This window comes from Nocardia sp. NPDC059154 (genome assembly GCF_042755705.1).
Taxonomy (GTDB): Bacteria; Actinomycetota; Actinomycetes; order Mycobacteriales; family Mycobacteriaceae; genus Nocardia.
Map to the genome: position 1 here is coordinate 24,242 of NZ_JBHZCS010000055.1, position 25,420 is coordinate 49,661.

The window sequence follows — 25,420 nt, forward strand, 5'->3', positions numbered from 1 at the left end:
GCAGTTGTCGCGCTCACCATGTCGATGCTCAGACAAACGAACACTCGCTCGCCTCAACCTACGCAGCGGGGCCTGACACGCCGCAAGGACTCTCAGTTCGAACCGACCGCATAGTTTTCGAAGATGGCGGCCAGGCCCTGGCCGCCGCCGATGCACATCGTCTCCAAGCCGAAGCGTGCCTGTCTGCGGTCGAGTTCACGCAATAGTGTCGCGAGGATGCGGGCGCCGGTCGCACCGACCGGGTGACCGAGCGAGATGCCCGAGCCGTTCGGGTTCAGGCGCGGGTCGTCGGGATCCAGACCCCAGGTGCGAGTCACGGCGAGAGCCTGAGCGGCGAAGGCCTCGTTGAGTTCGATGACATCGATGTCTGCCAGTCCCAGCCCCAGTCGGCCCAGCGCCTTCTCGGTCGCCGGCACCGGTCCGATGCCCATCGTCCGCGGCGCGACACCGGCCACGGCCCAGCTCACGAGCCGGGCCAGCGGACGCAGACCGAGCGCCTTCGCCTTCTGCTCGGTGGTGACGACCGCGAGTGCGGCACCGTCGTTCTGACCGCTGGCGTTGCCAGCAGTGACGGTCGAGCCGGGATCGATGTCGGCACGAATCGGCCGCAGCTCGGCCAGCGACGACAGGCTGGTGTCGGCGCGCGGGTGTTCGTCGGTGTCGACGACCAGCGCAGCGCCGCGGCGCTGCGGAACGGTCACCGAGACGATCTCCTCGGCGAAAATCCCGCTCCGCTGAGCCTCGACCGCGCGCTGATGAGACCTGACCGCGAGTGCGTCCTGATCGGCACGGCTGATGGCGAATTCGGCCCGCAAGTTCTCGGCGGTCTCGATCATGCCGCCGAGCACCGGATGATTCCGCCCGCCGGCAGTCACCCGTGCACGGGCGAGCCGGTCGTTGAGGGCCACCGCGTCACCGCGGATACCATAACGCATTCCCGTGGCGTAGAACTCGGCCTGACTCATGGACTCGACACCGCCGGCGAGGACCAGGTCGCTGCCGCCGGATTGGACCTGCATCACCGCTTGGATGATCGCCTGCAGCCCGGAACCGCAACGGCGGTCGACCTGCAGACCCGGGACATCCACGCTCAGACCGGCATTGAGTGCCGCGACGCGGCCGATCGCCGGGGCCTCGCCGCTCGGGGACGCCTGGCCGAGAATCACGTCGTCGATATCGGTGTCGGAAATACCTGTACGGGAGAGCAATTCGGCGATGACGGTGGCCGCGAGATCCTCGGGGGCGATGTCACGCAGGACGCCGCCGAAGCGACCGACGGGTGTGCGGAGAGGTTCGCAGATGACTGCTTCGGGCATGTCGTACTCCTTGTGCGGGCGAGAGGGGTCGGGAACCCGGTCATGCGACGATGAGGGTGACAGTTTCGGCGACCACGGCGGGCTTGTCGCTGCCTTCGACCTCGACCTCGAACCGGACAGTGAGGAAGGTCCCGGCCTCCACGCTGCGGCACTCGACCGGTGTGGCCGATGCCCGGACGCGGTGTCCAGCCCGGACGGGCGACGGGAAGCGAACCTTGTTGCTGCCGTAGTTCACCCGCGCCGATCCAACCGCCACCTCGTAGAGCCCGGCGGCGAGGTAAGGCAGCAGCGACAACGTCAGATAGCCGTGCGCGATGGTCGTGCCGTACGGTCCCGAGACCGCGCGCTCACGGTCGCAGTGGATCCACTGCCGATCACCGGTGGCCTCCGCAAAGCGGTCTATGCGATCCTGCTCGATGGTCAGCCAGGGACTGGGACCAATAGTTTCCCCAAGACTGTTCCTCACCGATTCGAGAGAATCGAAAACGCGTAATGCCTTCTTGGTCTTTTCCATTGCAGTCGTCTTCCCGGGGGATATCCCCTACATGTAGCGTCCGCCGGTCACTTCGGCCACAGTGCCGGTCATGTACGACGACAGATCGGAGGCGTAGAACAAAGCGACCGACGCGACCTCTTCGGGTTCACCGGCGCGCCCCATGGGGACCTCGGTCATCTTCTGGTCCCATACCCTCTGCGGCATCGCCTCGGTCATCGCCGTTCGGATGAGGCCGGGCTGAATAACGTTGATACGCACGCCGAGATGGGCGACTTCCTTCGCCGCCGCCTTGGACAAGCCGACGATGCCGGCTTTCGCCGCGGAGTAATTCGTCTGGCCGACGAAGCCGACCTTCCCCGAGATCGATGACAGGTTGATGATCGAACCGCCCCCGTTCTCGCGCATGATTCCGGCAGCGAGACGGGTGCCGTTCCAGCATCCTCGCAGATGAACGTCGATCACCTCGTCGAACTGCGTTTCGGTCATCTTGCGCATCGTCGCGTCGCGGGTGACGCCAGCGTTGTTCACCATGATATCGAGCCCCCCGCACCGGTCGGTCGCAGTGGCGAGCAGGCGGGTGACGTCGGTGGAGGACGTGACATCACAGTGCACGCCTAGCGCGTCGGTTTCCAGGGTCGCAGCGGCCCGCACGGCCGCTGATTCGTCGAGGTCTCCCAGCACCACCTTGGCGCCGTTGGCGGCGAAGGTGCGCGCGATGGCCAGTCCTATGCCCTGCGCGCCTCCGGTGATCACGGCGGTACGTCCGGTCAGCATGTGTATTCTCTTTTCGTCGGGTTACGCGGAGACGTCATCGGGTCTATCGGATTCGTGGGCCTGAAGCGCATGGTCGGCCACTATGAGAGGTTCTGCTGCGGCAGTGTCCATACCGGATTCGAGCAGCAGCGCGAGAGCGTGCCGACCGAGCTCCGGTAGGTCTCCCATGGACGCTTCGAGATCCGCGAAAGTGATGAGGGGGAAAGCAAGTCTTCGATGTCGGCATACTCGGTGCCCAGGATCCGCCATCGATCACGCACGCGCAGTTGCGCGTGTTCGGCAACCTTGTCGATTCCTTGACCTGCGCCACTGGGATTCCGGCAGCGGCGAGCTCGACGTCGAGTGCGGCCGTGGACCAGTAGATCGTTCGCGCGGCGACCAAGGCGTCGCACTCCGATCGGCGCCGGATCCGTTGCACATCGGTGGCGAATCGAGGGTCCTCGGCCAATTCCGGAGCGCCGGCCGCCTCGGTCACCAGGGCGCGCCGACCCGAGTCGCTCTGCACCCCGGTCAGTACCTCGCCATCACGGGTCGGAAACGCGTCGTATGGGGCGGTCGAGCTGTGGCTCAACCCCATTCGAGGCGGCGGACTGCCGGTGTGCAGCTGCGTGTAAAGGGCATGCCCCAGCGATTTCACGGTGGCCTCGAGCATGGAAACCTCGATGGTGGAGCCCTCGCCGGTGCGCGATCGGCGCAGCAGTGCCGCCAGAATCGCTTGCGCGCAGTACATTTCCGAAGCGATGTCCGCGGTCGGGATGCCAGTCGTGACCGAGGTCTCCGGGGTGCCCGTGATCGAGGTCAGCCCTGCCTCGGCCGGGACCAGCTTGTCGTAGGCCTTGCGATGTTCGAGCGGGCCACCGCTGCCGTATCCGAAGAGGTTGACCACGATCAGTTCGGGCCGCTTCGGCCGCAGTTCCGCGGCTCCGAATCTGAGGCGCTCGGCCGCTCCCGGCGCGAGGTTCTGAAGGAAGACCTCGGCCCGGTCATCGAGACGACATACGACAGCGCGGCCGTTGTCGTTCTTGATCTCGACGGGCAGCGATTCCTTCCCACGATTGAGCCATACGAAATGCGCTCCGATGCCGTAGACGACATGGTCGTCGCCGCGCGCGAGGTTGCCGCCATCCACCCGCTCCACCTCGATGACTCGCGTGCCGAGATCCGCGAGCCCGCGGGTGGCGAGGGGCGCGGCGACAGCCTGATCGAGGGCGACCCCGGTGACATCGTCGAGTGGATGGCTCATCGCGCCGCGTTCCTCATCAGTCCGCCAACCGATGATCAAGCGCTGGATCTCGCTGGTGCCCTCGTACAGCCGCAGTAGCCGTATGTCCCGGTAGATCCGTTCGACGGCGCACTCACGCACATAGCCGCTGCCGCCGTGCACCTGTACCGCCAGATCCGCGACCTTCGCGGCCATCTCGGTGCAGTACAGCTTGGCGACCGACGGTGCGATGCGCCGGTCCTCGCCCGATACCCACTTCCTGGCGACGTCGCGCACCAACGCGCGGTCCGCCATCACCCCGGTCTGCTGATCTGCCAGCATCGCTTGGTTGAGTTGGAAGTTCCCGATCGGTATGCCGCCCTGTGTCATGGTGGCGGCGAAGGCGATCGACTCGTCCAGTGCGCGCTGGGCCTGGCCGACGGCCAGGGCCGCGATGTGCACGCGGCCTCGGGCCAAGGAGGTCATGGCCGCCCGGTAGCCGACGTCCTCATTGCCGCCGAACAGCGCGGACGCGGGCACGCGAACGTCGTTGAAGTGGACGTCCGCCGTCCAGGAACCCTTCTGTCCCATCTTTCGGTCCTTGGTTCCGACCGACACTTCCGGCCCGTCGGCGGGTACGAGGGACTGAGCGACACCCGTGCCGTCGGCGTCCGCGGAGTGGGTGCGCGCGAAGACCACGGACAGATCCGCCAGCGGCGCGTTGGTGATGCGCTTCTGACCGCTGATGCGCCAGCCGTTTCCCTCACGCACCGCCTTGGTGGTGAGTCCTGCTGGGTTGGATCCCGTACTCGGCTCTGTCAGCGCGAAGGAGGCCACGATCTGGCCGGAGGCGATCGGGTCCAACCACCGGGCCTTCTGCTCGTCGGTGCCGAATCCGACTATGACCTGGCCTGCGATGCCGTTGTTGGTGCCGAACATCGATCGCAGCGCCAGCGCGGTATACCCGAGTTCCGTGGCCAACTCGACGTCCTAACTGAGAACGAGTCCCAGCCCGCCCCACTGCTGCGGGATCGCGTATCCGAACAGGCCCATGTCCTTGGGCCTGGTGCGAATGTCGTCGGGGATCGAGTCGCTGTCGGCGATCTCCTGCTCGCGCGGCATCACCACTTCGCGCACGAATTCGCGTGTCTGGCCGAGCATTTCAGCTAAGACGTCATCAGGTACTTCGGGAGCGGCGTGCATGCGATTACTATCGCCCGACATATTGCGATCAGTCCAATACCTAAACTGCGTACGATTGATATCAACTTGCTCATCAATGGAGGTCCGGGGCATGAATATGGAGCAGCTGCAATCGTTCCTGGCGGTTGCCGAGGAACTACATTTCGGGCGCGCCGCCGAGAAGCTGCATATCGCACAACCTCTGCTCAGCCGGACGATCAAATCAGCTCGAGCATGAACTCAGAGCCCGACTCTTCGAGCGAAACACCCGCTCGGTGAAACTGACCGCGAGTCGCGAGGCGCTCGTCAGCCCGGCTCGGGAAGTCCTCGAAGCCATCCGCCGGCTCGAGGCGGCGGTACGTTCGGCGAGCGATGGTGAGATCGGATTGGTGCGAATCGCCTTCGCCGGTGTCTCGACCCACCAGCTCGTCAGCAGACTCGCCCAAGTCATACGGTCTCAACGACCGGGTATCCAGCCCGAACTGTCCAGTCACAACTTCGCTCAGGCCGCGATGACGAGTTTGCTGCACGATGACACCGACCCAGGCCCCGCGTCGAACTGAGTTGAGGGGTGGCACCGCTGCGCGATGCCACCCCTCAACGGTTCTGCGGAAACTGTTGTCTGCGTTGGCGCATGGGTGAGGTGGTCACCGGCCGCGCCGTGCTGTCCGCTGCCCGCTGACCCGCTCCCCCGCCGCCCAGGTTGCCGAGGAGCTCACCGGCTTCGGCACCGCGCCGGCATACGGCTGCTCGCGGCGCTTCCGGTCCGGCCGGCCGCCATACCGCGATCCGCAACTGCCTTCCCCACCCGCACAGGGGGCCACCTCACATCACCACTAGGACGCGCACTGCTTCGGCGTGGTCTGAACTGCTCGCGGCAGCTCGGTCTGGCGCTCAATACCGTCAAACGCTATGCCCGAGTTCCGCAACCGGATCGGCTGCGCCGCCGCAATATCGCGCTTGCCTGGTCGACCCCTTCCAGGATCACCTGAGAACCCGGCGGGCACCGGCGACACCCCACGTCCAGCGCACCAACGGCAGTACCGCCGCCACGAACTGCGGTAGGCGCGCAACGTATTGGCTGCTTTGGCATTTGCGCGCCGCACCCCCATACGGACGTCATCGTCGTGCGTGATCAGCGCCGCGGCCGGTGACACGACGACGGCTCGGGGACGGCCCACGCGGGTCGGTGTGACATCGAGATGCGCCAGGCGCGCCCGGTCGGTGGCAGTGAGTGCGACCCCGGCCAGATCCGACCGTGCGTGCACAGTCGAGGGAGGCCGGTTCACCGTTCCGCCCAGGGACGTGCTGGTCCGGTTCAAATGACGCTGCGTGGCGCCGTGCCCACGACGATGGTGGTGCGGCCCGCGGTGAGGACCTCGACGGCCGCGCGGACGCGGGCGTCGGTCGCCAGGAGCGATGACAAGCGAGATTCACGGACCGGACCGCGAGGGGGCGGATTTACCCGGCCGGTGCAGCGGGAAACCCGCTGCGCAGCAGACCATCCCGCCCGTTTGAGGAACTCCTCGAGCACCTTCGCACCCGCGTGTTCATGCCGCCAGCGATGGACTTTGACCAGAGCCTCGTCCCACACCAGCCCGACTGCCCTGACCGGAGCGGCACCCTCGGCATCCACGCATTGAAATGCTGGAGTCGCCTTGCCCAGATCATGAACACCGCACAGCCACACGAACAACCGACGCCCAGCCTCCCCACTACCGGCCGCCTCGGAAACCTGCCACCGAACGGACTCGGCCAGATACTCGTCCCAGATCAACGCAGCAACAGCCGCGGTATCCAGCATGTGCGACAGCAGCAAGTTCACCGTGCCACCCGCACGACCAGCTGACTTACCCCACAACGCCGACAGCCACACCCTCTCCTGCTCAGGCAAATACGCCCAGCAATCCACCCCGGCAACCCCTCCAGTGGTCATAGCCGACACCATAGACACACCTACCGACACGAAACCTGGAACACCGTCCCGCGGGCCGACGAACCCACCCCCGCATGCGCGGGGCCGACTCGATAACCCGCCCCGGCCGACTCGACGAACTCGGACCATCCCCGCATGCGTGGGGCCGACGGCCATCGGCGGCGCCACCGTCGCCGACGACGCCATGCTGTCCATGGCCCTGCACCCCCTGCGCCAGCAGAACCACAGCCTGCGCGACATCGCCGCACGCCTGGTCATCAGGTCACCGAGTCGGCGACCGCGCCGGCGGCGTGCTGGTGTACCCGCACGATCGTCGAATCGATCCAGACCACCCAGTCCAGATCACCAGTGGTATCGGCCAACGCCACCAACGCGGTCGGCACCCGGTCCCAGGTGCCGTCAGCGGCGTAGCGACGGTGGCGTTTCCACACCGTCTGCCACGGCCCGAAGTGCGCGGGCAGGTCCCGCCACGGCAAACTGGTGCGCAGCCGACACAGCATGCCTTCGACCACCAGGCGGTTGTTGGCAAAGTTACGGCCCACGCGGCCTTCGGAGCGGATGTTCATACGGGTGACCAGCTCCTCAACGCGGGATGTCGAAACGCGGAATTTTGGGGAACGGTGGTGGGAGTGTAACAACGGCGCGATCGACGTTGATCAGTGGTGAATCCGAAAGTGGCTGGAGCGGAGGGCGATAGCCGCTGCCAGGAATGAACACGCGGCCCGACTGTGGTGGAAATACAGGGGCTTGATGTCGAGTCGGTGCGATGCCGCATCCGCTGTACATGCTCACTCGCTCTGCCGGTCGAGGACATCGCACAGTGCGGCCAGGCCCGCCCCCGACAGTATCGAGAAGTGGTCTCCGGGGCTGACGTAGACGGGAGTGCGGTGATAGGCGAGATGGTAGGCCACACTGTACTCAAGGCAATCGTCGATCGACATGTGGGTTTCGCGGACCCGCAGAGTCGTCTCTGCCGCCTCGAGCGACGGTGCGCCACTGTTCCCAGCTGGCCAGATCTCGATACGATCCGCCACCGGCTGCTGTACGGATCGACCCTCGAGGTCGATCCGTGGCGCACCGCGCTCGACGGAATCCGATCCCTACCTCCCGCGACCTGCTTCCAGGTCCAGCGGGGAACCGGACAGCGAGCCCCCAACGAACTCCAGGGTCATTTTTTAAAAAGGACCGGTAGCAACACCGGCACCGCGCTGCGGGCCGACTCAACCGGGGTCATCGGGCGCGGAGGAGGAGGTGAATGGTGCTGTGGTTGGCGAGTCCACCGAGGGCGGCCAGAGCCCGGAATGTCAGGGTGACGTCTGCGACAGCGGCGGTGTTGAAGCGGATCCGGAACGTGGCGTCCTGGCGGTGTTCGCCGGTGAGTTCGTGGACCGGTAGATCGAGGTCGATGCCGCGGACCGGTGTGGCTTCGATGGCTAGCGGGCCGGTCACGAATCCGTCGTTCACCACCGTGACGTCGATGGTGTGCCAGTCACCTGGAGTCAGCTCGCCGAGCGGCGCGCTGGTGCGCGCCACGTTGACCCGGGCCTCCGGGTTGATGACGACCGCGATCGGCGCGTCGGTCTCGACCGGCCCGCAACATCCGACGGCGGGTGCGCAGTGACTCATCAGTCGACCTCGCATTCGTCGCGCCGGGTCAGGTAGGCGGCCTGCGCGGCATCGTAGGCCTCCCGGGCGGCGCCGCGCTCGCTTTCACGGATGAACCCGGATTTCGCCTCCCACAAGGCGTCGACGCAGTCGTGTAGCCACTGTGCGCTGCGCCGTGAAGCGCGGATCGGGTTGCCTGCGATCTCGACGAAGATCGGCTGGGTGTGCACGCTGCACAGGATCCGCATCGCAACCCAGGATGAGCGCTCCAGCGTGACGTCGAACGCGACCTCGTGTTCGATGCCATCGGCAACGATCTCCTGCGATGCCACGGCGACACCGTTGACCACCAGTTCGAGCACAATCGTGCGGGACGCACCGATCCGGGCGCGCTCCAGGTGCCAGCCCGCCGGCGCGCTATAGGCCGGACGGCCTGGTGGTGGCGCAGGCGGCTGCTCGGGCAGCCAGGCCGTGATCGTCGCGGTCACCTGCACCGGGCCGGGCGCTTCGGCCATTTGCTCGCGATTGAGATCGCCGTTGACGGCGAGGTCGAACATGTGACTGCGGCCGTCACCGAAGTACGACGCGTCTTCCTTCAGACCGGTGATCCAGGCCTCCAGCGCCCGCTTTCCTTGCGGAGGCTCGGGCAGTCGGACGTAGGTGCGTCCGACGCCCGGGCCTTCGTCGTAGATGCACGGGTAGTCGGTCTCGCCGAGCATCAGGGTGCGGTATCCGACGTTGAGCAGGTGGTACCAGATGTTCAGCTCGGCGGTGGGGGCGAGCTGGGCACCGCATTGGAAATCAGCGGCGCCGAGCGGAACATCGACGATGATCTCGTTGGAACCAATCGCCCCGAACCCCGGGATCACGTAGTTCGGCAGCTCATCCGTGCCCACCGACAGCCCGAGTCCGCAGTGCGCGTAGCCCACCAGCGCGTCCTGCGAGTGGCCCCATCGCATGATCGGCAGATTCCACGACGGCCAATCCTCGATGAGGGTGGTGTTCGGGTAGTCCTGGTCGGTGAGCCCAAGCAAGATGGCGTGGCCGGAATGACTGGACGGGAACCCGGACACCTCCAGGTCGTATCGGAGCGTGCTCTCGCCGTCGCGGTCGGTCGGCTGCGGAGTCCAGGTCATGCCCTGGGCCTGCTGCATCTGCGGATACTCCAGCAGCGCCGCCGGGCTGATCGCCTCGCCGCTGAAGAACTGCTTCTGGTGGTAATAGCAGGGACCCCAGGTCAACACGCTACCGAGCCACAAGCCCTCGCCGCGGACGTGCCGGATCATGGTCTCCGGCGTGACGCCCTCCGTCGGCACGCTGTAATGCGAGCAACCACCGGCGTGGATGTGCGGATCGCCCGAATAGTAGCCGCGGCCGGCCGGGTCGACCCAGCGGTCGAGTACGACCGAGACCTCCTCGGTGCCAGCCTCGATATCCACATCCACCCGGACCTCGCGGTACTCCGGCCCACGCACCGCGCAGACCTCGTAGCGCCCCGTGGGCAGCCGGATCACCTCACCAGTGGCCCGGTATACGTGCTCGTGGAAGAACATGTCCGGGGCCAGCCGCATCGCCTTCGACGGGTACGACCGGCCGTGCGCGTCACGCACCGTGATAGCGGCGACGCAACTGCGGCCGTCGGGCTCGCGGACGTCGAACCTGATGTCCCGGGCCGGCACGCAGTCGAACTCGAAGTTCGCGGCGAACGCCGCGGTTTCGAACCAACGCCTGAGGAATCCGGCTGGCGTCTCCTCGATAGCGATGGAGAACTGCAGCTGCCCGGTCCGCACGCCGCTTTCCCGGCAGTACACGCTGACGACCTTGTACTCGACCTCGAGCCCCGAGAGCTCTGCCGGTGCGGCAAGCTTCGCCTCGAGCCAGGCGTCCCTGATGCGCGGCACGCTGGTCAGCGCGTCGGGCAATTTTGTTCGCGCCGCACGACTCTTCTGGTCAATCAAGCCGAACACACCCTGGGTCAGGTCGACCAGCGGCGCCTGGAACCGGTGCGGATTCACCACCCGCATCAGAAAGCTACGCCAGCCGTGCTGCACCAACCGCGGCGGTGCCACGCCCGGTGTGCAGGCACACATACCGTACTCGTCGATGTGAATGTCCACCAGTACGAACCTCTGCAGCAGCACCTCCAGCTCCCGGCAGAGCTCGCCGTCGGACAACGAACTGGCCTCCAGCTTCACCAGCTGAGTAACCACATGAGCGGGCAGCAGATCGCCGAGATCCTCCAACTTACGCACGGCGCGAGCTGCAGACGCAAAGACGGGCTGCGCAGCGGGGACAGACATCGAGATCCTACCTTTCTTCTTGGGTTCGATCGGGTCTTCTTGGGTTTGATCGGGCCAGTCGTAAGGCTTGGGGATCCCGACTCGCGTTCACGTCATACGCTGCGGGCCGACTACCACAAGCGTTGGCAAGCGGGGCCGACAGTCTCAATTCATTGGTGAAAGCTGTTGTCCGCGTTGGTAGTTGGGTGAGGTCTCAGGTAGGTGGTTTAACGACCGAGAACAACCGGAGACCTCGTGAACAGCGCAACGGTGGCGGGGGCGAGCGGACCTGACCGATGCTCAATCTGCGCGGTTCGGCGGCCACGATCGGATGCACCACCGCCGCCGCACCCTCAAGCACGCCAGCCTCGATGAGCGCTGGAACGCCGCCGGGTACCGGCTTCTCCGCGGGCTGAAAGAAGCCTGACTTCGCCGCGGAACGCCCTTTCGCAACGAGAGAGCCGTTGGCGAACCCGAGCAGGATTTCGGTGTGGCCATCGTGGCCACAGGCATGCATGACGCCGGGCCGGGTTGAGGCGCAACTGGTGCGGCTCTCCTCCTGGATTCGTAGCGCGTCGATGTCGGCGCGGATCAGAAGCACGGGCCCATCGATGTCGCCGCGCACACTCACGACAGCCGCTGTCTCGAGAGGCGTTGTGTAGGGCAACCGCCACTCGTCGAAGAGTGACCGGATGAACGCTGCTGTCCGGTGCTCCTGGACGCCCAGTTCTGGATGTGCATGAAGGTGACGTCGCCAGGAGCGCATCTCATCGCATATGGCGCGCTCGATGCGCTTGACCCAGTCGCTCCCTGGGCGGCTCACTACTGTGTTCCATTTGACCTCCTGGACGACGATGTCTCAGTGTCGGCGTGACCCGAGCTTCTAATGCTCTGACGGGCCCCGCTTTCCGTTGCGCCACCTGTGGTCCGCCGCCGCCTTCAGCACTCTGCAAAGCGAAACGACACACCGAACCGGTCACCGAACTGCCGTCCTTCTGGGTTCGCGAGTTCAGCCACCCGCTGTTGAGGCATGGTGGGTCGCAGGGCGGTGCACTCGCCTGCAACCCGAGGCGGCGTGTGCATATCGTATACGGTAAGCGTCCGGAGCGGAACCAGCAATCGCGTTCCGCCGCACCGACGAGTGCGTCTGCTTGCAGTAGCTGAGTCGAGTCATCCCTGTACGCCGCGGCTCGATCGATTCGGTCTCCAGAGTCCGGGTCTGGGCGACGCCGATGCCGGTTGGGCGCGGGCTGCAACGCACCCTCGCGCAGGTCTTGAGGACCGGCTCCAGCGAGCCCGCGTAACCCGCATCGGATGAGCGTTCCCGCAGGATGCATGAGCTCGACGCGCTGCCCGAGCGCGAGAGGCTCATCCTGCGCGCCAAGATCGACGCCTACTCCAACGACGAAATCGCCGAGCTATGCGGCTTCCCGTCAGCCAGTGCGGTCCGCGCGGTACGACAAACGGCTGCGCCGGAACATTCCGATGCTCACTGGCATTCTCGGGTCGGAGAACCAGGACCGATCACCACCGAACGCGACCCCACCGGCAGCGATCTACATCTCTTCGCCCGATGTCTCGGAGGTCGATAATCAACTCCTGTTGTCGGTGCCGGAGAGCTACGGTCTTGGAATGTTGGTCGGTCGGCGTTATGGCTTGTCTCTCACCGAGACTCAAGCGCAATCCGTGGCACTGATCGGTGACACCTGCCGCACCGTCTGGAATATCGGCCTGTGGCGCAACTCGTTGGTGACCCCGTTCCAGAGAGCCAGCGGCAACGTCTGGCGCGGAGTCGCGTCTCCTCCGCGGCAGCAGGAGTCGCGCAACTACTGGGGCTGGTCGGCCTATGACGTGGGCCGCGACCCGGCTGCGATGGTCATCGGATGCTCGCCGGGTCTCTGACGAAAGTTCGGCGTCAGCGGGCCAGCGCTCGAAATCCCGGGGACATCGGGATGTGCGGCAGCCCCGGGCGCAGGACGACTCCAGCGTCGGTTGTGTCCACGTTGGCCTGGGGGTAGACAACGAGGACTTGTTTGAGGGATGCGGTGAAGTCCTTGCGGAACTGGTGACGACGGCGTCGGTCGGAAGTGTCTGCGGCGGAACCAAATTGGGCCATCAGCGATTCCCAGGGCACGGTGGTCTCGCGTTTCACCGAGAACATTCGGTAGGTGAGCCAGGCGTAGATGTCCAGGCGCAGTGCGGATCCGCCGAGGGCTTTGATCGCGTTCATATCCAGGGGCACCGGGTGGGCGGTGACTTCCCGGAAGAACTCGTCACTGAGCCGGACGGTGGAGGTGAACAGGGAGGGCTGCCCGGTCTCGGAGTCGTTGCCACACCAGATGTTGTAGGCAGTGGCCACATAGAGTTTCGCGCCGATGCGACGGTTGGGGTCACCCTTGTATTCGATACTGAGAGTGGCGTTGAACAGGCGGTGGGATTGGTTGCGCATCCGGGTCAGCGACCCGTTCTTGCCACCGGTCGCAGTCAGTCCCATGCCGGCCATGAAGTCGGTGAGGCTGTCGCCGAGGACGACTTCGGGAGAGCCCGTGCGGACGGCTTCGGTCGACAGGAAGGTCAAGATCAGGCGTGGCATGGTGCCGTACGGGTAGCCGATCGACACGGGCCGGTTCTTCTCGTCGGTGGTCATGCCGGGCTGAACCGTCAGTGACAGATCGCCGTTGCGTCGGCCCCAGGCGGGGACGTCGCCCGGGTCTCGGTACGGCAGCGACGTCTGGGTGAATACACGAGCCAGGTACCCGACTTCCTGTTCTCCGTCCCACACTTCGGCCGCCGCCCGGACGATGTCCAATGGACTGCGTTTGGGGCGTGGCATGCCGCTTAGCATTCCAATATCCAGGCGGAAACTCCAGTTCTTCGCTATCCCGTGTCTGGTCGTGGACGCATATCTGGCGGACACTGTAAAGGCGGGAGAGGGCCGCATATCTTGCGGACAGGGGCCCTAGACGTCGGTTTTCGGTCCCGGCGGCGCGTCCGCGATGTCCGCGATGTGCGTGCATGGGGTAGATGATGGAGCGAAAACGCCGGTGGGGCGGGGATTCGTCACGCCCGACGCTGGCTGTCTCTCCGCCGCATTCTTCTGCGCATAACTCACGGACACAGGTATCTGCGCAGGTCGGACCACGCATACCTCGCGGACGGGGCGAGTTGACAGGAGCATCTCGAGGCGGTGGCGCAGCACGCATGACTGGCGGACATCCGACTCCCGGCGCGCATAACTCGCGGACGCTGATCGCACTGCTACGCATAACTCGCGGACGCTGAGGAGTTGTCCGCGCATAACTTGCGGACACCGAGGAGTTGTCCACGCATACCTCGCGGACGGTGGATAACTGTGGTCCGCGTGATATGCGCGGGAGGCCATATCACTGGTGCGCAGCCGAAGACAGTTCGTTGCAGGTTGATAGGGGTTTGCTACCGAATCGAACGCCTCGACGGCTCGCAGAGAATGCCAAGACGGCACGCATATCTTGCGGACTGTGGATCGCCGAAGTTATCCCCGCATACCTCGCGGACGTTGTCCACAGCTGTGACTGTGAAAAGGGTTCGCACCGTTGGTTTTTCACGCATATCTTGCGGACATGGGGCGTGCCGTTCGCCCAGGACGGCGCGCATATCTCGCGGACACGGCGCGCATATCTCGCGGACACGGGCCCGGTATTTCCGCAGGTGACACGCAGAAAACGCGGGCCCCATGTAGTTCTTTTCCTAAAAGAGATTCCTGTAGTAGGCTCGGCGACGGCTGTGGATAGAGACCTCGCACAGCCACTCCCCCAAATGTCATCCTCACCCGGGCTTTCCGGTTGCATCCGCGTTCTCGGCCTGGCTCTTTTATGCCTCTGACCTGGGCGAGAAGCGTTTTCGGCCGCCGTAATGGCTCTCGACCAATGCCCAGGTCCGGAGTCGAACGATCATCGCGGTCGTGTTCGGAGAATCCGTACGACCTCCGAACGCCATGACGCCGCTCCCCTACTCCCCTGCTGATTCCACCGTGTCGTCCTCGTCTGCTGCTTCGGCGATCTCCTCCGCGAGGTAGCGCTTGAGCGCTTCGTCGACCAGGGCACTCCGACTGCCTGCCTGCCATTCGATGACGAGGTTGTCGAGCAGTTCGATGTCGGGCGCGATGATGCCGGCCAGCGGGATCTTCACTGGAGGTTCGGTGTGTCGTCGCCGCCGCGGACGAGTCTGGTCCACACGCCGGAACAGACGTCCTGTCGGCTGTGCGTTGGCCTGTTCCTGGAAATGTGTACGCAGCTCGGTTTCGTACTCCTCGATGGCGTCGAGAACTACCTCACCGTAGCTGCGCCCCTTGCCTCGCTGTTGTTTTTCGCTGTGTGTGAGTTGGCGCAGCGCTTCGGCCACCCGTGCGGTGACGTGGGCTTCGGCGATCGTCTGGGCGGCTTTCGTCCGAGCCGGTGCGGTCCGGGGACGTTTTGTGCCCGCATCACCGCTACTCGTCGTTTTGGGCGCAGCGGCCTTTCGCGCGGACTTGGGAGCGGCTGGAGCGGGCCCGTTGCTGCTGTGTCCGTTGGCCGGCAGTTCGTACGCAGGTGCGGTGATTGTTGCCGCGCTGGGCGGTTTCGGGATCGTCGCGGCAGCTGCGGGCGGCGGGGACGGTTGCAGGAGCTCGTCGATGTCGTCGAGATCGTCGGCCGTGAATGCTCCTTTCCGAGCCATTTACACACCTTCTTTCGCACGTTCACCGGCCGCCAGGCGGACGAGTACTTCCCTGGTCAACTTCTGGTAGTCGGTAGCAAGCGGCTCGGTGTCGCGTGAGTATTTCTTCGCTGGGGCCTCACCGGGGTCTGCTGCGTCGCCGTTCTTGGGCGGGGCGAAGTCGATGAGTTCCTCGGCGGTTCGGTGAAAGGCGCGGGCGTCCAAGGCCGTTGCCTTGTCCTGGCGGACGAAGCTGCGGAAGGGTTCGATGCCGGTGCCGTCGAGCAGATCCATGATCTTGCCGAGTGTGTCCTCGTTACGGCGCACGGCGCGGGGGTTGCAGTCGAAGAGGATCATGCCCATCAGTTCGACCTGCGCACCGTTCTTGCGGGCCCAGAGATAGCGCCGGGCAAGCAGTTCCGCGCCGTCGATGCTGCCGTCATCTTCCTTGGTGGGAACGATCAGCCAGCTGACAACCTGGAGCAGAAGGTCGAGGACGCCACGGTCGCCTGGGCCCGAGTCGATGAGGACGAGGTCGTAGCCGCCGCTGTTGACGAGAGCCTCGAGTGCGACGAGCAGGTTCTGGCGGGGGTCGATGCCGTGCTGTTCGGCGCCGGCGACAACAGCGCCGGCCATGGCGAGAAGCTTTCCGCCGCAGACGACGTCGAGTCCCGGTCGTACATCGTGGACAGGTTCGAGCGCCGATCCGTACTGCAGGGTCATCGCGAGCGATCGGCCTTCATCGGAATCCTTCACCCCGAGGTCGCGGATAGTGCAGTTGCCCTGCTGATCGGCGTCGACCACGAGGACCCGCTTGCCCCTGCGCGCGACCGCGACCGCGATGGCCGCGACGATCGAGGACTTCCCCACTCCCCCTTTTTGGTTGGCCACCAATATCGTTCGTCGCACCGCACGGAGATCTGACAGCAAACGCGTACTCGTCACGCCGTGGACAGTACCGGAGGTAGTGCCGCAGGAACAACCATCTTGGAGGGGTGTGTCGCAGGCAGAGCGATGGTGATGGCTCGGCCTGAGTTCAGGGTTAAGGCTCGTGTAAGCCAATTGCTCTGAGCTCCAGCCAGACATTCACCGCTTTCCGTGGTGCAGGCTGAGATCGACGGACGCACAGGATCGCGTATCAGGTGTCGCGTACTTGCTCAGGTCATGGTGGATATCGCGGCTCGGCAACTATCAACTGCCTTGTTGGCAAGCGTTTTTGGTGGCAGATGGATGGCCGATGGCCTGGTCGGTACCGAGAGTCTTGCATGGATGGTAGCAACGGTAGTCGAGTTCGCCCGATATCTACCCTCATCCATTGTCTGGACATATGCGCTCATCTCGACGCCTCCAGCGTCCCTGTATGTCATACGGGGCATGAGCGGTTCTACGGGCGCAACACACGTCGGGATACTCGGCTGTGGATTTGCCAATGCAGCGGTAGTCCGGCAACTCGGAAACATGGCTCGTGTCAAGGTTTCTGCAATGGACTTGAGAAGGGTTGAAGCGATGGCGTGATGATTCCCCACCCCATGGGTATTCGTCAGGGTACGTAGTAGTGCAGCGGAGTCGGTCCAGAGAAGTAGCCTGAACCAGGTAGCACGACCAATAGCGGCTCGGTTCCTGACATGGATCGTGTAGGCGATCCTCTCAGTAGCTTCATGTCCGGTGCAGTATCGGGTGGAGTCGCCTGCCTTGACATAGGCAGAGGCAGTGGACGATTCCCATGTCATGGCGACGGCATCTGACCATTCCGCTGACCGGGTCCACGTCATTGCCAGCAGCATGGCACTGGTGACCGTACGTGGTATTGCCGCGTACCTGTCCCTTTTTGTTACCAGCGCACAGCGCAGGGAAATGACCTGACGATGTGTGCAGTTGACGGCCTGATGCGCGAGCGTCTGACCGGCCGTTCTCACCGCACGACCAAGAACCCAGTATCTGATGGTCTCTGTGACTGTCCTACCGACCCTACCTTCAACCATCATGTGCGCCTTGCCTGTAACAGGTGTTGTTGCCCTGAACGGCGCGCTCTCAACGGTAGTTGGAGGGATCGCTTGGAGGAACACTGCAACAGCCATCGACTCGATCGATCCAGCATCCTCATGAACAGTCAGAGCTCGCGGACATGCAATGGACTGTCTTAACGTCTTATGTGTCGTCTCATCATCTGTCGCAGGATGGGTCTTAAATACTGTCTCATGTAAGACGTTAAGTCCTGCCTGAGAGTGGGTCGGAGACGCGAGCTCACTCTCTGCAGTACACGATCTCCGCAGTTCAGATCCGATTTTTTCGGAGACATTTACTCTCCGCGAGGCCTCACACTTGGGTGGCACAGTGGCGTAGATCGAGCCGTTTGGGCGGCACGTCGGGCAGGGGAGGGCGGCTCGGCCGAACGGCGAGATCGCTTGTGCGATCATGGCGCTCACCTCCTACGGCAGTCTCGATCGTTCGTGCTTCACGGTGAATCCCCGTTGCCGCGAAGTCTAACTTCGATCGCCTATGCCATGCACGATCGAAGCGTCACAGTCGTGTCCCACGCTCAGCCCTATCTTGCTTGAGCGGTAGACACAGGCCCGTCGACTACTAGTGGGTCGTCTCGTCCGCCGATCACTGGGCGCTGCGTTCTTCAGCGGGACCAATACGCGATGGCTTCAAAGCGGCTGCGATGGAAGCGGGTAAGTTCCGCTGTGTGCATCTCGCTATTCGTCGCGGTGAAGTCCACGCCGCCGCTACCCGCGCGGCATTGGCGTGTCGAAGGTCTGGACCCCACACCGCGTCGTACTGATGCGAGGACCGAAGGGGTGTCAGCGTGAGTGGGGGGACATTTGGCGATCTCACCAACGCGGGTGAAGCAACCAACATTGTCGAGAGTGCGCCCCCGTCAAGCACTCCGGGACAGTCGAGAAGTCGATGCGCCGTGGACAGCGTCCGCCTCCTATGCGTTCCTAGTGATGCTGTCCGGTGAAGGGTCTCGCTCGTACGGGACTGGAACAGCGGGAGTGGGGGTATTCCGGTGCGCAACCGATTGCCTTCGTATGGCGAGCCCCCGGCGCTAGTTCGCCCATCGATGCACAACGTCCCGTTCAGTGCCGGCGTGGGTAGACGTGTCGGGACAGTTGTCGTGCCCAGACCTTGGCGAGTTCAACGCCTTATGGTGGGGGCAGCAAGCAGCGGTCCTTTGGGCGCGGCCTCCGTCGGCGGCCGTCGAACCGGGGCGGTGCGGAGGAAATACCTACAGCTGCGAGCCATGATCACGCAATCTATGGGGGGGCGATCTGAGTAGCCGGCGCTGTAGCTTCGATCATCAGTAGCTGAGGGTGGTGAGGGTCGGTGCCTGCGGCGGTTCATGTGCTGCAACGCTTCTCTCGTAATGCCGGAGCCTGCAGGTGATGGTTGTGCTGGTTCGTCGGTGCCCTGTGCTCGCGGATATACCTGGGTGGACGGCGGAAATTATCATTGTGCAAAGTCCGTACTCGCATTCGACCGATTGCGCGAGACCTGCTGCTCGCCCCCTGTATTGATGCGCTTCGCGGTGGGGCTCGAGGCGGCGCGGATCGTCTGTAACGACATCGCACTTACGTCGAGTGGACTGCGGCTCGGGGGTGCGAGAGATGACGCGAGCCCCGCCACCTAGCGTTTGCTGGCAGGATGCTGAAATCGGTCGATTTACGTCCAGTTTGACCGCTTTTGAATGCCTGGGGGACCCTTGTTGGGCCGAATTGCCCTCCAATCTGTCCATAGAGCGATCGGTACCCCGTTTTTAGGTATGGGCATGGGAATGGCCAGAAAAGTCCGACAGCGTTCGATCTGGCACAGTTTGCGGCCCTGGCCTGCGCCGATCATGGGCGGCCGGTGCGGACGGAGGCATGAGGGGGTCGTTCTCAGCGGGCGAGGACCGTTGTGTCGAGCCGCGTGCCCCACGGCCGTACCCCCCTCCGCCTTGGAGCCGCATTCCATCGTGAGACTCTCCGCAGCGGCCGCAGCGCAGAGCGATTCTGGTCGAGGCCGGTCAGGCTGGAATTGCTCACGGCCGCGGAGACCCGCGCCCATTCGAAGCCCGGCTAACTGCCATCGGACTGCGCGTCCACATCCCCAGACCCCCGTTGCGAAGTCTCCGGCCCGCCCGAGGGCGTCTACGGTGAGGTCGCCATCCCGCCGCAAAGACCGCGCCCTCACCTACGACGTGCTGTCAGCCGACACCGAACGTGAGCGACGGCGGATCGCCGACCAGGCGGTGCAGCTGTTCTACGACGGCCACACCCTCCCCGCCGTGCACAACTGACATCTTGGCCCGCGGCCATTCGCTGACGGTGCGATGCGTCGCGCAAGAACCAGCAAGTCCCGAACGGGGTGACAGGCGGCCGCCCACGGACCCCGCGGGCCCCGCGTAGCGCGTGGCGTACCCCGGGGGAGCCGAGCGGGGGACCGATGGTGGGCCGGCGGGGGTCAGGATGCTTTGGGGTACTCGTCGTTCTCGTGCTTTGCGATCACGGCGAGGAGTTCGCGGACCTACGCCGGGCGCTGCTCGCCGATCCCAGCCGTGGCGATGTCCCGTTCGATCAGCGACCGGATGTAGGCCGACTGCGATATGCCGAGGTGGTCTGCACGGCGCTTGCATGCGTTGTCGAGGTCGTGGGTCAGCATCACAGACCGGGGGACCATGATCGGCTCGGTGTCCGGGCCGGTCACAACCGGGGGTTCGATCGGTTCATCGGTATAGACGAGACGTTGGGCCATCGCCGCCACCTCGGCGGGGCTCATCGTGTCGAACGGCGGGCGGGGAGATCGTGCAGAATGCCCGGGTGACACCGTCCAGGCCAGCAGTAGAAACCGAGGGGAAGGTAACAGGTGCAGGTGGACGAGCGGATTCTCGCAGCGAGCGTGCGACAACTGATCAACGAGGTACTGGCGCGTTACGGGTCGGTCGAAGCATTCTGCGACTACCTGCGAAGCCTGCTCGAAGCGCCGACCGACCGGCTGCCCGCCACGGTCACGGAGATCCCGGTGTCAGCTGGCCGCCACGGCCGCCGGGAATCAGTGGCCTGATCTGGGCCAGGGCACACAGCAGATCGGTGCTGGATGGTGCGTCACTCGCCTCAGGGGAGTCCTGTGTGGTGTTGTCGTTTCCGTGGTGGGCGAGTTCACTCTGCGGCAAGTCGTCGGCGCGCTGGTCGGCCTCATTACCCACGACGCCGTGACAGGCCCAGGCCGGTAGAACCCCGAGAAAATTCGGACATGCGCATCATGCCGACCTCGTAGCTGACGGCCCCTGCATCTGGGCGGAAGAATGTGACCCGCGCGCCGGCGGCCTGACGTTGTGCTGATCGAGCCGACTCAAGAATTCGCCGCCGCGGTCACGCGGTAGTCGGAGACCCGCGACCCCGCGCGCGGCCGAGCACGTCGAGCATCGACATGGGGTGGTTCCCCCTCTGGTCTCGCGGATTCGTGGGAGGGAACGCCAGAGACCGGAGATGCGCGCGTTGCAGATCGTATTCGTCCAGTTCGTAATCGAATACACCGAAACATTTCCCGGGTGAGGAGGGTTCAGCGGGATGTGGAAGGCGTACGGTAGTGCGCGGCAGCGGGTGCGCGTTCGATGCGCCAGGTGTTGCCGGGCTTGACGTCGATGAGGGCACCGCTGGGGATGTCCAGGTGTCCGGTGCGGTCGGGGTCGACGTCAAAGCCGACACCGCCCTGGAGGGTGACGACGGCGCGGGGCCAGTAGATCATCTGCGGGGTGACCAGGCCGCCGACGCTACCGATCAGAGGCATGCCGCGGTCGACGACGTCTTGGGCCAGGTCGTCGCTGATGCGCCAGATGGAGGTGATCGCGCGGGCCCGCTGGTCGGGGGTGAGACCGTGGGTGTTGTGGTGGTCGTAGCCGGCGTGGGTGCGGTAGAGCGGCCAGGGCGGGTCGCGGTGGAAAGCCGGGCTGTTCGCGTCCACCGGGAGGAGTGAGACCCCCAGGTACTCGAACCCCAGCACGCGGCGGGGGTGGCGGATCAGCAGCATTTCGAGCTCTGTGGGGTCGATCCGGACGCGCTGGTTGGTGGAGCGGTTGGTCAGCAGTCCGGCGCCACACAGGGTGCGAATCCAGCGGGTGTGGGCCTTGAAGCCGGTACGGGCGCGGATCTCGTCGGCGGCTTGCTGGCTGCTCAGCAGCGAAGAGGGCATGACCCGAGGCTACATTCAAAGACATCTATGCATATCTTCAACTTCCCTGCCCAGTTCTCTGACGCAGTTCAGGTCGGCGTCCGATAAGGTCCGGGGCGGAACTGCGCGGCGTCGCCGTAGCCGGCGTCGGCGACCACGACCGGCGGCGCGGGGCATCCCCAGCGCAGCAGTTCGTCGATCATCTCGAGGGACTGTTCCCATTTGCGGCGATGCCGCTCGCCCTCGGGGACGGCGGCCTTGGTGCGGCGTGCGGTGATCGCCGTCTTCTGCTCGGGGGTGTCGGTGAGGGTGTCGTCCCAGCTCTCGGGCAAGAACAGTCGCCAGTCCCCCGGCGCGGACGCCTCGTCGGTCACCGCATGCACGCTGACGGCAACCTGGGGAGTTGCCGACCTTGCCGAGAGTGCCCGAGTACTGCCGTGCCACCCACGGCGAGGCGTCACCGTCCTTGGCGAACCCGGTGTCGTCGATCGCCCACGCCTGCGGGCCGATAATTTCACACGCCTTGGCCGACAACACTTTCCGCACCGCAGCCACATCCCATGGCGAGGTGGTGACGAATTGCTGCAACCGCTGGTGATCGGTCCGCAGCCGCTCGGCCATGGGCTGCATCGACTTCCGCTTGCCATCGAGCATCAGCCCGCGCACATACACCCCGGCGGTGGCGACACGGTCCTTACGCGACAGCGACGAAAACACCTCACCGACAAACGCATCCAGCAACGCATCGACCCGGGCCAGCTCAGCATGATCCACGCCCAGCATCGTCTCGAGAATCACCACGACACTCGAGCACGACACACCGACCTAACAAAGTCCTACTAGTGCTGCGTTCCTCAATGATCGTGTATCTTGTTGCTGGTCTTGGTGGTTCGGGTGTGGTCGAGGTGGGTTCTGCCGAAGGTGTTGGTTGCGCGGGCAGCACGGGATGTGTTGGAGGAGCGCAAGATTCGTAAGCTGGCTGCGGCTCGGCACGCACCTGGGGATTGGATCCGGCGTGCGCGGATGATCACGGCGAGTTGGGACGGTATGTCCACTGCGGAGATCGCGAGCGAGCTGGGCTGTCATCGGCAGACAGTGCGAGAACGGTTGCACCGGTTCAATACTCACGGCTTGGATGGTCTGGGCGATCGGCGAGGGGCAGGGCGTAAACCGCGGCTGACCGAAACAGAGCGCAGCCGGATCGTGGCCTTGGTCGCCACCACCCCGCCGGGGCGTTTGACCCGGCGATCCGACGGGGCTCTGGAGGCCGAGCAGGACGCAGCGCCGTCGAGCTGGACCCTGGATTCGCTCACCACGGCCCTGCGCGCCGAAGGCATTGTCGTAGGCCGTAGTCAGGTGCGCAGAATCCTTGCGGCAGAAGGTGTTCGATGGCGTAGACCGCGGTCGTGGACGACGAGCAAGGACCCGTACTTCGTCCCAAAAGGACCCACATCGTCGGTCTCTACACGCAGCCACCCGCAGGCGCCACGGTAGTCTGCGCCGACGAACTGGGCCCGGTCTCACCCCGAACTTTCGGACCAGCACCGGGGTGGTCGGTCGACGGGCACCGGATCAAAGCGCCACTGGAATACTCGCGCGGCCCGGACAAGATCTGGGTCTACGGATCGATCCGCGTCCGCGACGGCCACGCCGTCACGCTCACCGCGTCCTCCCGCAACAGCGTCAACTACCAGCGCTTCCTCGAACTGATCGAACAAGCCAATCCGACCGGTGACATCTACGTCGTCACCGACAACCTGTCCAGTCACAACAGCAAATCCACCCGCGAATGGCTCGAGGACCATCCGAGGATCAAGCACGCGTTCATCCCCGTCGGGGCGTGCTGGCTCAACCTGCAAGAACCATGGTGGCGGATCTTCCGGCGAGAAGCCCTCGCCGGACAAACCTTCGCCGACCACACAGAGATCGACCGAGCCACCCACCAAGCCACTGCCGCCCTCAATGCCCGCGCACGACCATGGATCTGGGGCCGACCAGCCCCGAAACCCCGAACCCTACGCCGCCGCTTTGTGTACCACCTTTGAGGAACGCAGCACTAGGAATCGAGCTGCGAACGCTTACCCGTCCAGGCTCCGCTACTGAACACGAGTACGAGACACGCCAATGTTCGAAGTCCCCTTCAATCAGAACCGCATCCGCACATCAGCACTGAACACGACTTCGAAATCTGACAACATCACTCCGGCTGGATCGCCTCCGCGCTGTGGCCTGCGAAAGCTCCGGATCGGAAGCCGATCACGGGTGGCGATTCATGGCGGCTGAGGTATCGGCGACGAATGCGGCTACGCGGCAGGCGGGTGTGCGACGGTCGACAGGACGCGCAAGACATCAGCGAGGTTGACGACGAGGCCGGGGTTCTCCGACGCCAGCCCCATTTCGATGTATTGGCGGATCAGCTCAGAAGCTGAGATGCCCTTGCGTTCGGCGGTCTCCTTGATCGCATCGTCGGTGGTGACGGACCATTTCACCGACCGCTTGACCATGGGCCCTTCGGCCGGGATCTCGCCGGGTCCGGGGAAATTCTCGGCCGGTAGGGTGTTAGCGAGGTCGAAAGTGATTGCGTCGATTCGGTTTTCGCTGTCGGTGCTCATTGGTTGCGCTCCCATTCGGTGAAGATTCCCAGTTCGTAGGTCCGCATGTCGTAGACGCTGCGAATCAGGTGGTCGACGATGCCGGTGTCCTCGTCCTCGTCCTCGTCGGGCCGCAATGTGACGATGATCGGGCGTCCCGTCTTGGTTCGACCCCAGAACAGCAGGACCGATTTGCCGTCGTCGGTGCCGGTCATGACTAGTTTCGTCGCGCTGTAAAGGACGTCGGTGACGTCGGCCGGGGTGATGCCCAGCGCGGCTGCCATGGTCCGCGCCTTCTGCGTCCAGTAGTAACCCATGTCCCCCACAGGATACCTCACTGGAGGTACCAGAGGTACTGTGCTCAGGTCGACGTGACGGATTGCGCCGTCGCCCGACCACGAAAGCCAGCGAGGCGCCACACCGTTCATGGGCATCCGTCCCGCGCTGGACCACAGACCGCCGACCTTGTCGGTGGCCTGTGGAACCCTTCGATGCAATGCCAGATGGCCGGAGCTGAACCGGACTGACAACTCGCCAGGATCGGCCAGCGGGTATCTGACGCGGGATATGATTGGCGCAGTTGATGATTCGGGGGCATGCATGGCCGATCTCGAGCAAGAACTGCTCACTCTCGCCGACCGATTGCGGTCATCGCACACTCTCGCGCAGTTCCGCGATATCCACGGCGACGTCGAGGCCCTGGCCGAACCCGTGGCCGCACTCGATCCCGAGCAAACCGGTCACGAGGCGGTGCGACGGCTCTACGCCTATCTCGATGCCACCAGCGCGGCCGCGGTGCGCGACGGAGCGCACGCGCTGCGCAGAGAGCACGGTGAGCTCGAGCGCGAGTTGCTCTACACCATCGACCAGTTCCGCCGGTCCGATGGCGGGATGGAACTGACCATTCCCCAGGTCGCGATGTTCGGGCTGGAGGAACGCATCCAGGCCCTCGAACCCGGTTCGGCCGAACAGTGGATGCTGGCCAGGCTCTACGAGTACGCCCATTGGCAACGCTGCCTGGCCAACGGTCGCGCCCACCAGCGGCTGACCAGATCCATCCGGCGCACACCGCGCGCCGCACCGCAGCACGCCGCCGAGACCATGCCCCACCGCGCACCCTCGATCGGCAAGAGGCGCGACAACGGCATCGGAATGTAGCCGTCGAATCCGGCGCCACGGACATCGTTGTCGCGCACCGGCACTGAACCAAGGG

At 64.6% G+C, this 25,420-nt stretch carries 27 protein-coding genes and 3 pseudogenes; 10 read left to right on the plus strand and 20 right to left on the minus strand.

The genetic code is table 11. The annotated features are described in order from the left end of the window. Positions 1-92: 92 nt before the first annotated feature. The 5 genes and pseudogenes from ACFXN1_RS36210 to ACFXN1_RS36230 all read right to left on the minus strand — a co-directional run bounded on the left by ACFXN1_RS36210 (position 93) and on the right by ACFXN1_RS36230 (position 4,990). Positions 93-1,316, minus strand: a complete 1,224-nt coding sequence (locus ACFXN1_RS36210) for an acetyl-CoA C-acetyltransferase (protein ID WP_379444878.1) — start codon at positions 1,314-1,316, stop codon at positions 93-95. A gap of 40 nt (positions 1,317-1,356) precedes the next feature. Then, positions 1,357-1,830, minus strand: a complete 474-nt coding sequence (locus ACFXN1_RS36215; RefSeq protein WP_379444879.1) for a MaoC family dehydratase — start codon at positions 1,828-1,830, stop codon at positions 1,357-1,359. Between the two features lie 27 nt (positions 1,831-1,857). Next, positions 1,858-2,586 carry a 3-oxoacyl-ACP reductase FabG gene (gene fabG, locus ACFXN1_RS36220; protein ID WP_379444881.1) on the minus strand — a complete coding sequence of 243 codons (729 nt, stop codon included), beginning with the start codon at positions 2,584-2,586 and terminating at the stop codon, positions 1,858-1,860. Between the two features lie 43 nt (positions 2,587-2,629). After that, on the minus strand, positions 2,630-3,829 hold the full coding sequence (locus tag ACFXN1_RS36225) for a CaiB/BaiF CoA transferase family protein (protein ID WP_379444882.1): 1,200 nt from the start codon (positions 3,827-3,829) through the stop codon (positions 2,630-2,632). Beyond that, positions 3,826-4,990 (minus strand): annotated as a pseudogene (locus tag ACFXN1_RS36230) (acyl-CoA dehydrogenase family protein). Before ACFXN1_RS36230 ends, ACFXN1_RS36225 begins: the two are co-directional and overlap by 4 nt. Positions 4,991-5,081: 91 nt before the next feature. On the opposite strand from ACFXN1_RS36230, the gene ACFXN1_RS36235 reads away from it, so the two are divergent. The 3 genes and pseudogenes from ACFXN1_RS36235 to ACFXN1_RS36245 form a co-directional block, all read left to right on the plus strand. Next, complete coding sequence (locus tag ACFXN1_RS36235; protein ID WP_379444883.1) at positions 5,082-5,207, plus strand: LysR family transcriptional regulator; 126 nt, start codon at positions 5,082-5,084, stop codon at positions 5,205-5,207. A gap of 37 nt (positions 5,208-5,244) precedes the next feature. After that, complete coding sequence (locus ACFXN1_RS36240; RefSeq protein ID WP_379444885.1) at positions 5,245-5,532, plus strand: hypothetical protein; 288 nt, start codon at positions 5,245-5,247, stop codon at positions 5,530-5,532. Positions 5,533-5,760: 228 nt separating this feature from the next. Beyond that, positions 5,761-5,975: pseudogene (locus tag ACFXN1_RS36245) on the plus strand (ISL3 family transposase); the annotation flags it as partial. Positions 5,976-6,287: 312 nt separating this feature from the next. Here ACFXN1_RS36245 and ACFXN1_RS36250 read toward each other — a convergent pair. The 6 genes from ACFXN1_RS36250 to ACFXN1_RS36275 all read right to left on the minus strand — a co-directional run bounded on the left by ACFXN1_RS36250 (position 6,288) and on the right by ACFXN1_RS36275 (position 11,420). Continuing rightward, a complete protein-coding gene (locus tag ACFXN1_RS36250) occupies positions 6,288-6,905 on the minus strand; it encodes a CRISPR-associated endonuclease Cas3'' (protein ID WP_379445130.1) in 618 nt (205 codons plus the stop codon). 257 nt (positions 6,906-7,162) lie between these two features. Further along, positions 7,163-7,543 carry a transposase gene (locus tag ACFXN1_RS36255; RefSeq protein WP_379445131.1) on the minus strand — a complete coding sequence of 127 codons (381 nt, stop codon included), beginning with the start codon at positions 7,541-7,543 and terminating at the stop codon, positions 7,163-7,165. A 150-nt stretch (positions 7,544-7,693) separates the two neighbouring features. After that, entirely contained in the window at positions 7,694-7,816 is a 123-nt protein-coding gene (locus ACFXN1_RS36260; protein ID WP_379445132.1) for a hypothetical protein, read from the minus strand. A gap of 319 nt (positions 7,817-8,135) precedes the next feature. Then, complete coding sequence (locus tag ACFXN1_RS36265) at positions 8,136-8,531, minus strand: hypothetical protein (RefSeq protein WP_379445133.1); 396 nt, start codon at positions 8,529-8,531, stop codon at positions 8,136-8,138. Further along, entirely contained in the window at positions 8,531-10,762 is a 2,232-nt protein-coding gene (locus ACFXN1_RS36270; RefSeq protein WP_379445135.1) for a CehA/McbA family metallohydrolase, read from the minus strand. Before ACFXN1_RS36270 ends, ACFXN1_RS36265 begins: the two co-directional genes overlap by 1 nt. 241 nt (positions 10,763-11,003) lie before the next feature. Then, on the minus strand, positions 11,004-11,420 hold the full coding sequence (locus ACFXN1_RS36275; RefSeq protein WP_379445136.1) for a M20/M25/M40 family metallo-hydrolase: 417 nt from the start codon (positions 11,418-11,420) through the stop codon (positions 11,004-11,006). 854 nt (positions 11,421-12,274) lie between these two features. Here ACFXN1_RS36275 and ACFXN1_RS36280 point away from each other — a divergent pair. Then, positions 12,275-12,691: a hypothetical protein gene (locus tag ACFXN1_RS36280; RefSeq protein ID WP_379445137.1), complete on the plus strand. Its 417-nt coding sequence runs from the start codon at positions 12,275-12,277 to the stop codon at positions 12,689-12,691. A 13-nt stretch (positions 12,692-12,704) separates the two neighbouring features. On the opposite strand, the gene ACFXN1_RS36285 is transcribed toward ACFXN1_RS36280, so the two are convergent. The 3 genes from ACFXN1_RS36285 to ACFXN1_RS36295 form a co-directional block, all read right to left on the minus strand. Then, positions 12,705-13,622, minus strand: coding sequence for a replication protein RepA (locus ACFXN1_RS36285; protein WP_379445138.1), 918 nt, complete (start codon positions 13,620-13,622; stop codon positions 12,705-12,707). 1,154 nt (positions 13,623-14,776) lie between these two features. Continuing rightward, complete coding sequence (locus tag ACFXN1_RS36290; protein WP_379445139.1) at positions 14,777-15,484, minus strand: hypothetical protein; 708 nt, start codon at positions 15,482-15,484, stop codon at positions 14,777-14,779. After that, positions 15,485-16,549, minus strand: coding sequence for a ParA family protein (locus ACFXN1_RS36295; RefSeq protein WP_379445140.1), 1,065 nt, complete (start codon positions 16,547-16,549; stop codon positions 15,485-15,487). It abuts the gene before it with no gap. 624 nt (positions 16,550-17,173) lie between these two features. On the opposite strand from ACFXN1_RS36295, the gene ACFXN1_RS36300 reads away from it, so the two are divergent. Further along, on the plus strand, positions 17,174-17,326 hold the full coding sequence (locus ACFXN1_RS36300; RefSeq protein ID WP_379445141.1) for a hypothetical protein: 153 nt from the start codon (positions 17,174-17,176) through the stop codon (positions 17,324-17,326). Positions 17,327-19,601: 2,275 nt separating this feature from the next. Next, on the plus strand, positions 19,602-19,745 hold the full coding sequence (locus tag ACFXN1_RS36305) for a hypothetical protein (RefSeq protein WP_379445142.1): 144 nt from the start codon (positions 19,602-19,604) through the stop codon (positions 19,743-19,745). 227 nt (positions 19,746-19,972) lie between these two features. On the opposite strand, the gene ACFXN1_RS36310 is transcribed toward ACFXN1_RS36305, so the two are convergent. Continuing rightward, on the minus strand, positions 19,973-20,224 hold the full coding sequence (locus ACFXN1_RS36310) for a hypothetical protein (protein ID WP_379445143.1): 252 nt from the start codon (positions 20,222-20,224) through the stop codon (positions 19,973-19,975). Positions 20,225-20,317: 93 nt separating this feature from the next. Between ACFXN1_RS36310 and ACFXN1_RS36315 the strand changes: the two genes are divergently transcribed. Further along, positions 20,318-20,509 carry a hypothetical protein gene (locus ACFXN1_RS36315; protein WP_379445145.1) on the plus strand — a complete coding sequence of 64 codons (192 nt, stop codon included), beginning with the start codon at positions 20,318-20,320 and terminating at the stop codon, positions 20,507-20,509. A gap of 498 nt (positions 20,510-21,007) precedes the next feature. Here the strand turns inward: ACFXN1_RS36315 and ACFXN1_RS36320 are convergent, their stop codons facing one another. From ACFXN1_RS36320 to ACFXN1_RS36330, 3 genes and pseudogenes are all read right to left on the minus strand, one after another. Then, positions 21,008-21,637, minus strand: a complete 630-nt coding sequence (locus tag ACFXN1_RS36320) for a hypothetical protein (RefSeq protein ID WP_379445146.1) — start codon at positions 21,635-21,637, stop codon at positions 21,008-21,010. Positions 21,638-21,705: 68 nt separating this feature from the next. Continuing rightward, positions 21,706-21,990 (minus strand): transposase, encoded by a 285-nt coding sequence (locus ACFXN1_RS36325; RefSeq protein ID WP_379445147.1) that lies wholly within the window; start codon positions 21,988-21,990, stop codon positions 21,706-21,708. Positions 21,991-22,078: 88 nt separating this feature from the next. Beyond that, positions 22,079-22,399: pseudogene (locus ACFXN1_RS36330) on the minus strand (transposase); the annotation flags it as partial. 165 nt (positions 22,400-22,564) lie between these two features. Here ACFXN1_RS36330 and ACFXN1_RS36335 point away from each other — a divergent pair. Both ACFXN1_RS36335 and ACFXN1_RS36340 read left to right on the plus strand, forming a co-directional pair. Beyond that, positions 22,565-23,110, plus strand: a complete 546-nt coding sequence (locus tag ACFXN1_RS36335; protein WP_379445158.1) for a helix-turn-helix domain-containing protein — start codon at positions 22,565-22,567, stop codon at positions 23,108-23,110. Further along, complete coding sequence (locus tag ACFXN1_RS36340) at positions 23,023-23,661, plus strand: IS630 family transposase (protein ID WP_354851642.1); 639 nt, start codon at positions 23,023-23,025, stop codon at positions 23,659-23,661. Before ACFXN1_RS36335 ends, ACFXN1_RS36340 begins: the two co-directional genes overlap by 88 nt. 258 nt (positions 23,662-23,919) lie before the next feature. Here ACFXN1_RS36340 and ACFXN1_RS36345 read toward each other — a convergent pair whose 3' ends face one another. Next, entirely contained in the window at positions 23,920-24,228 is a 309-nt protein-coding gene (locus ACFXN1_RS36345) for a CopG family transcriptional regulator (protein WP_379445150.1), read from the minus strand. Then, positions 24,225-24,524 carry a hypothetical protein gene (locus ACFXN1_RS36350; protein WP_379445151.1) on the minus strand — a complete coding sequence of 100 codons (300 nt, stop codon included), beginning with the start codon at positions 24,522-24,524 and terminating at the stop codon, positions 24,225-24,227. Before ACFXN1_RS36350 ends, ACFXN1_RS36345 begins: the two co-directional genes overlap by 4 nt. Before the next feature lie 283 nt (positions 24,525-24,807). Here ACFXN1_RS36350 and ACFXN1_RS36355 point away from each other — a divergent pair, with 283 nt between their 5' ends. Beyond that, positions 24,808-25,365: a hypothetical protein gene (locus ACFXN1_RS36355; RefSeq protein WP_379445153.1), complete on the plus strand. Its 558-nt coding sequence runs from the start codon at positions 24,808-24,810 to the stop codon at positions 25,363-25,365. Positions 25,366-25,420: the final 55 nt, after the last annotated feature.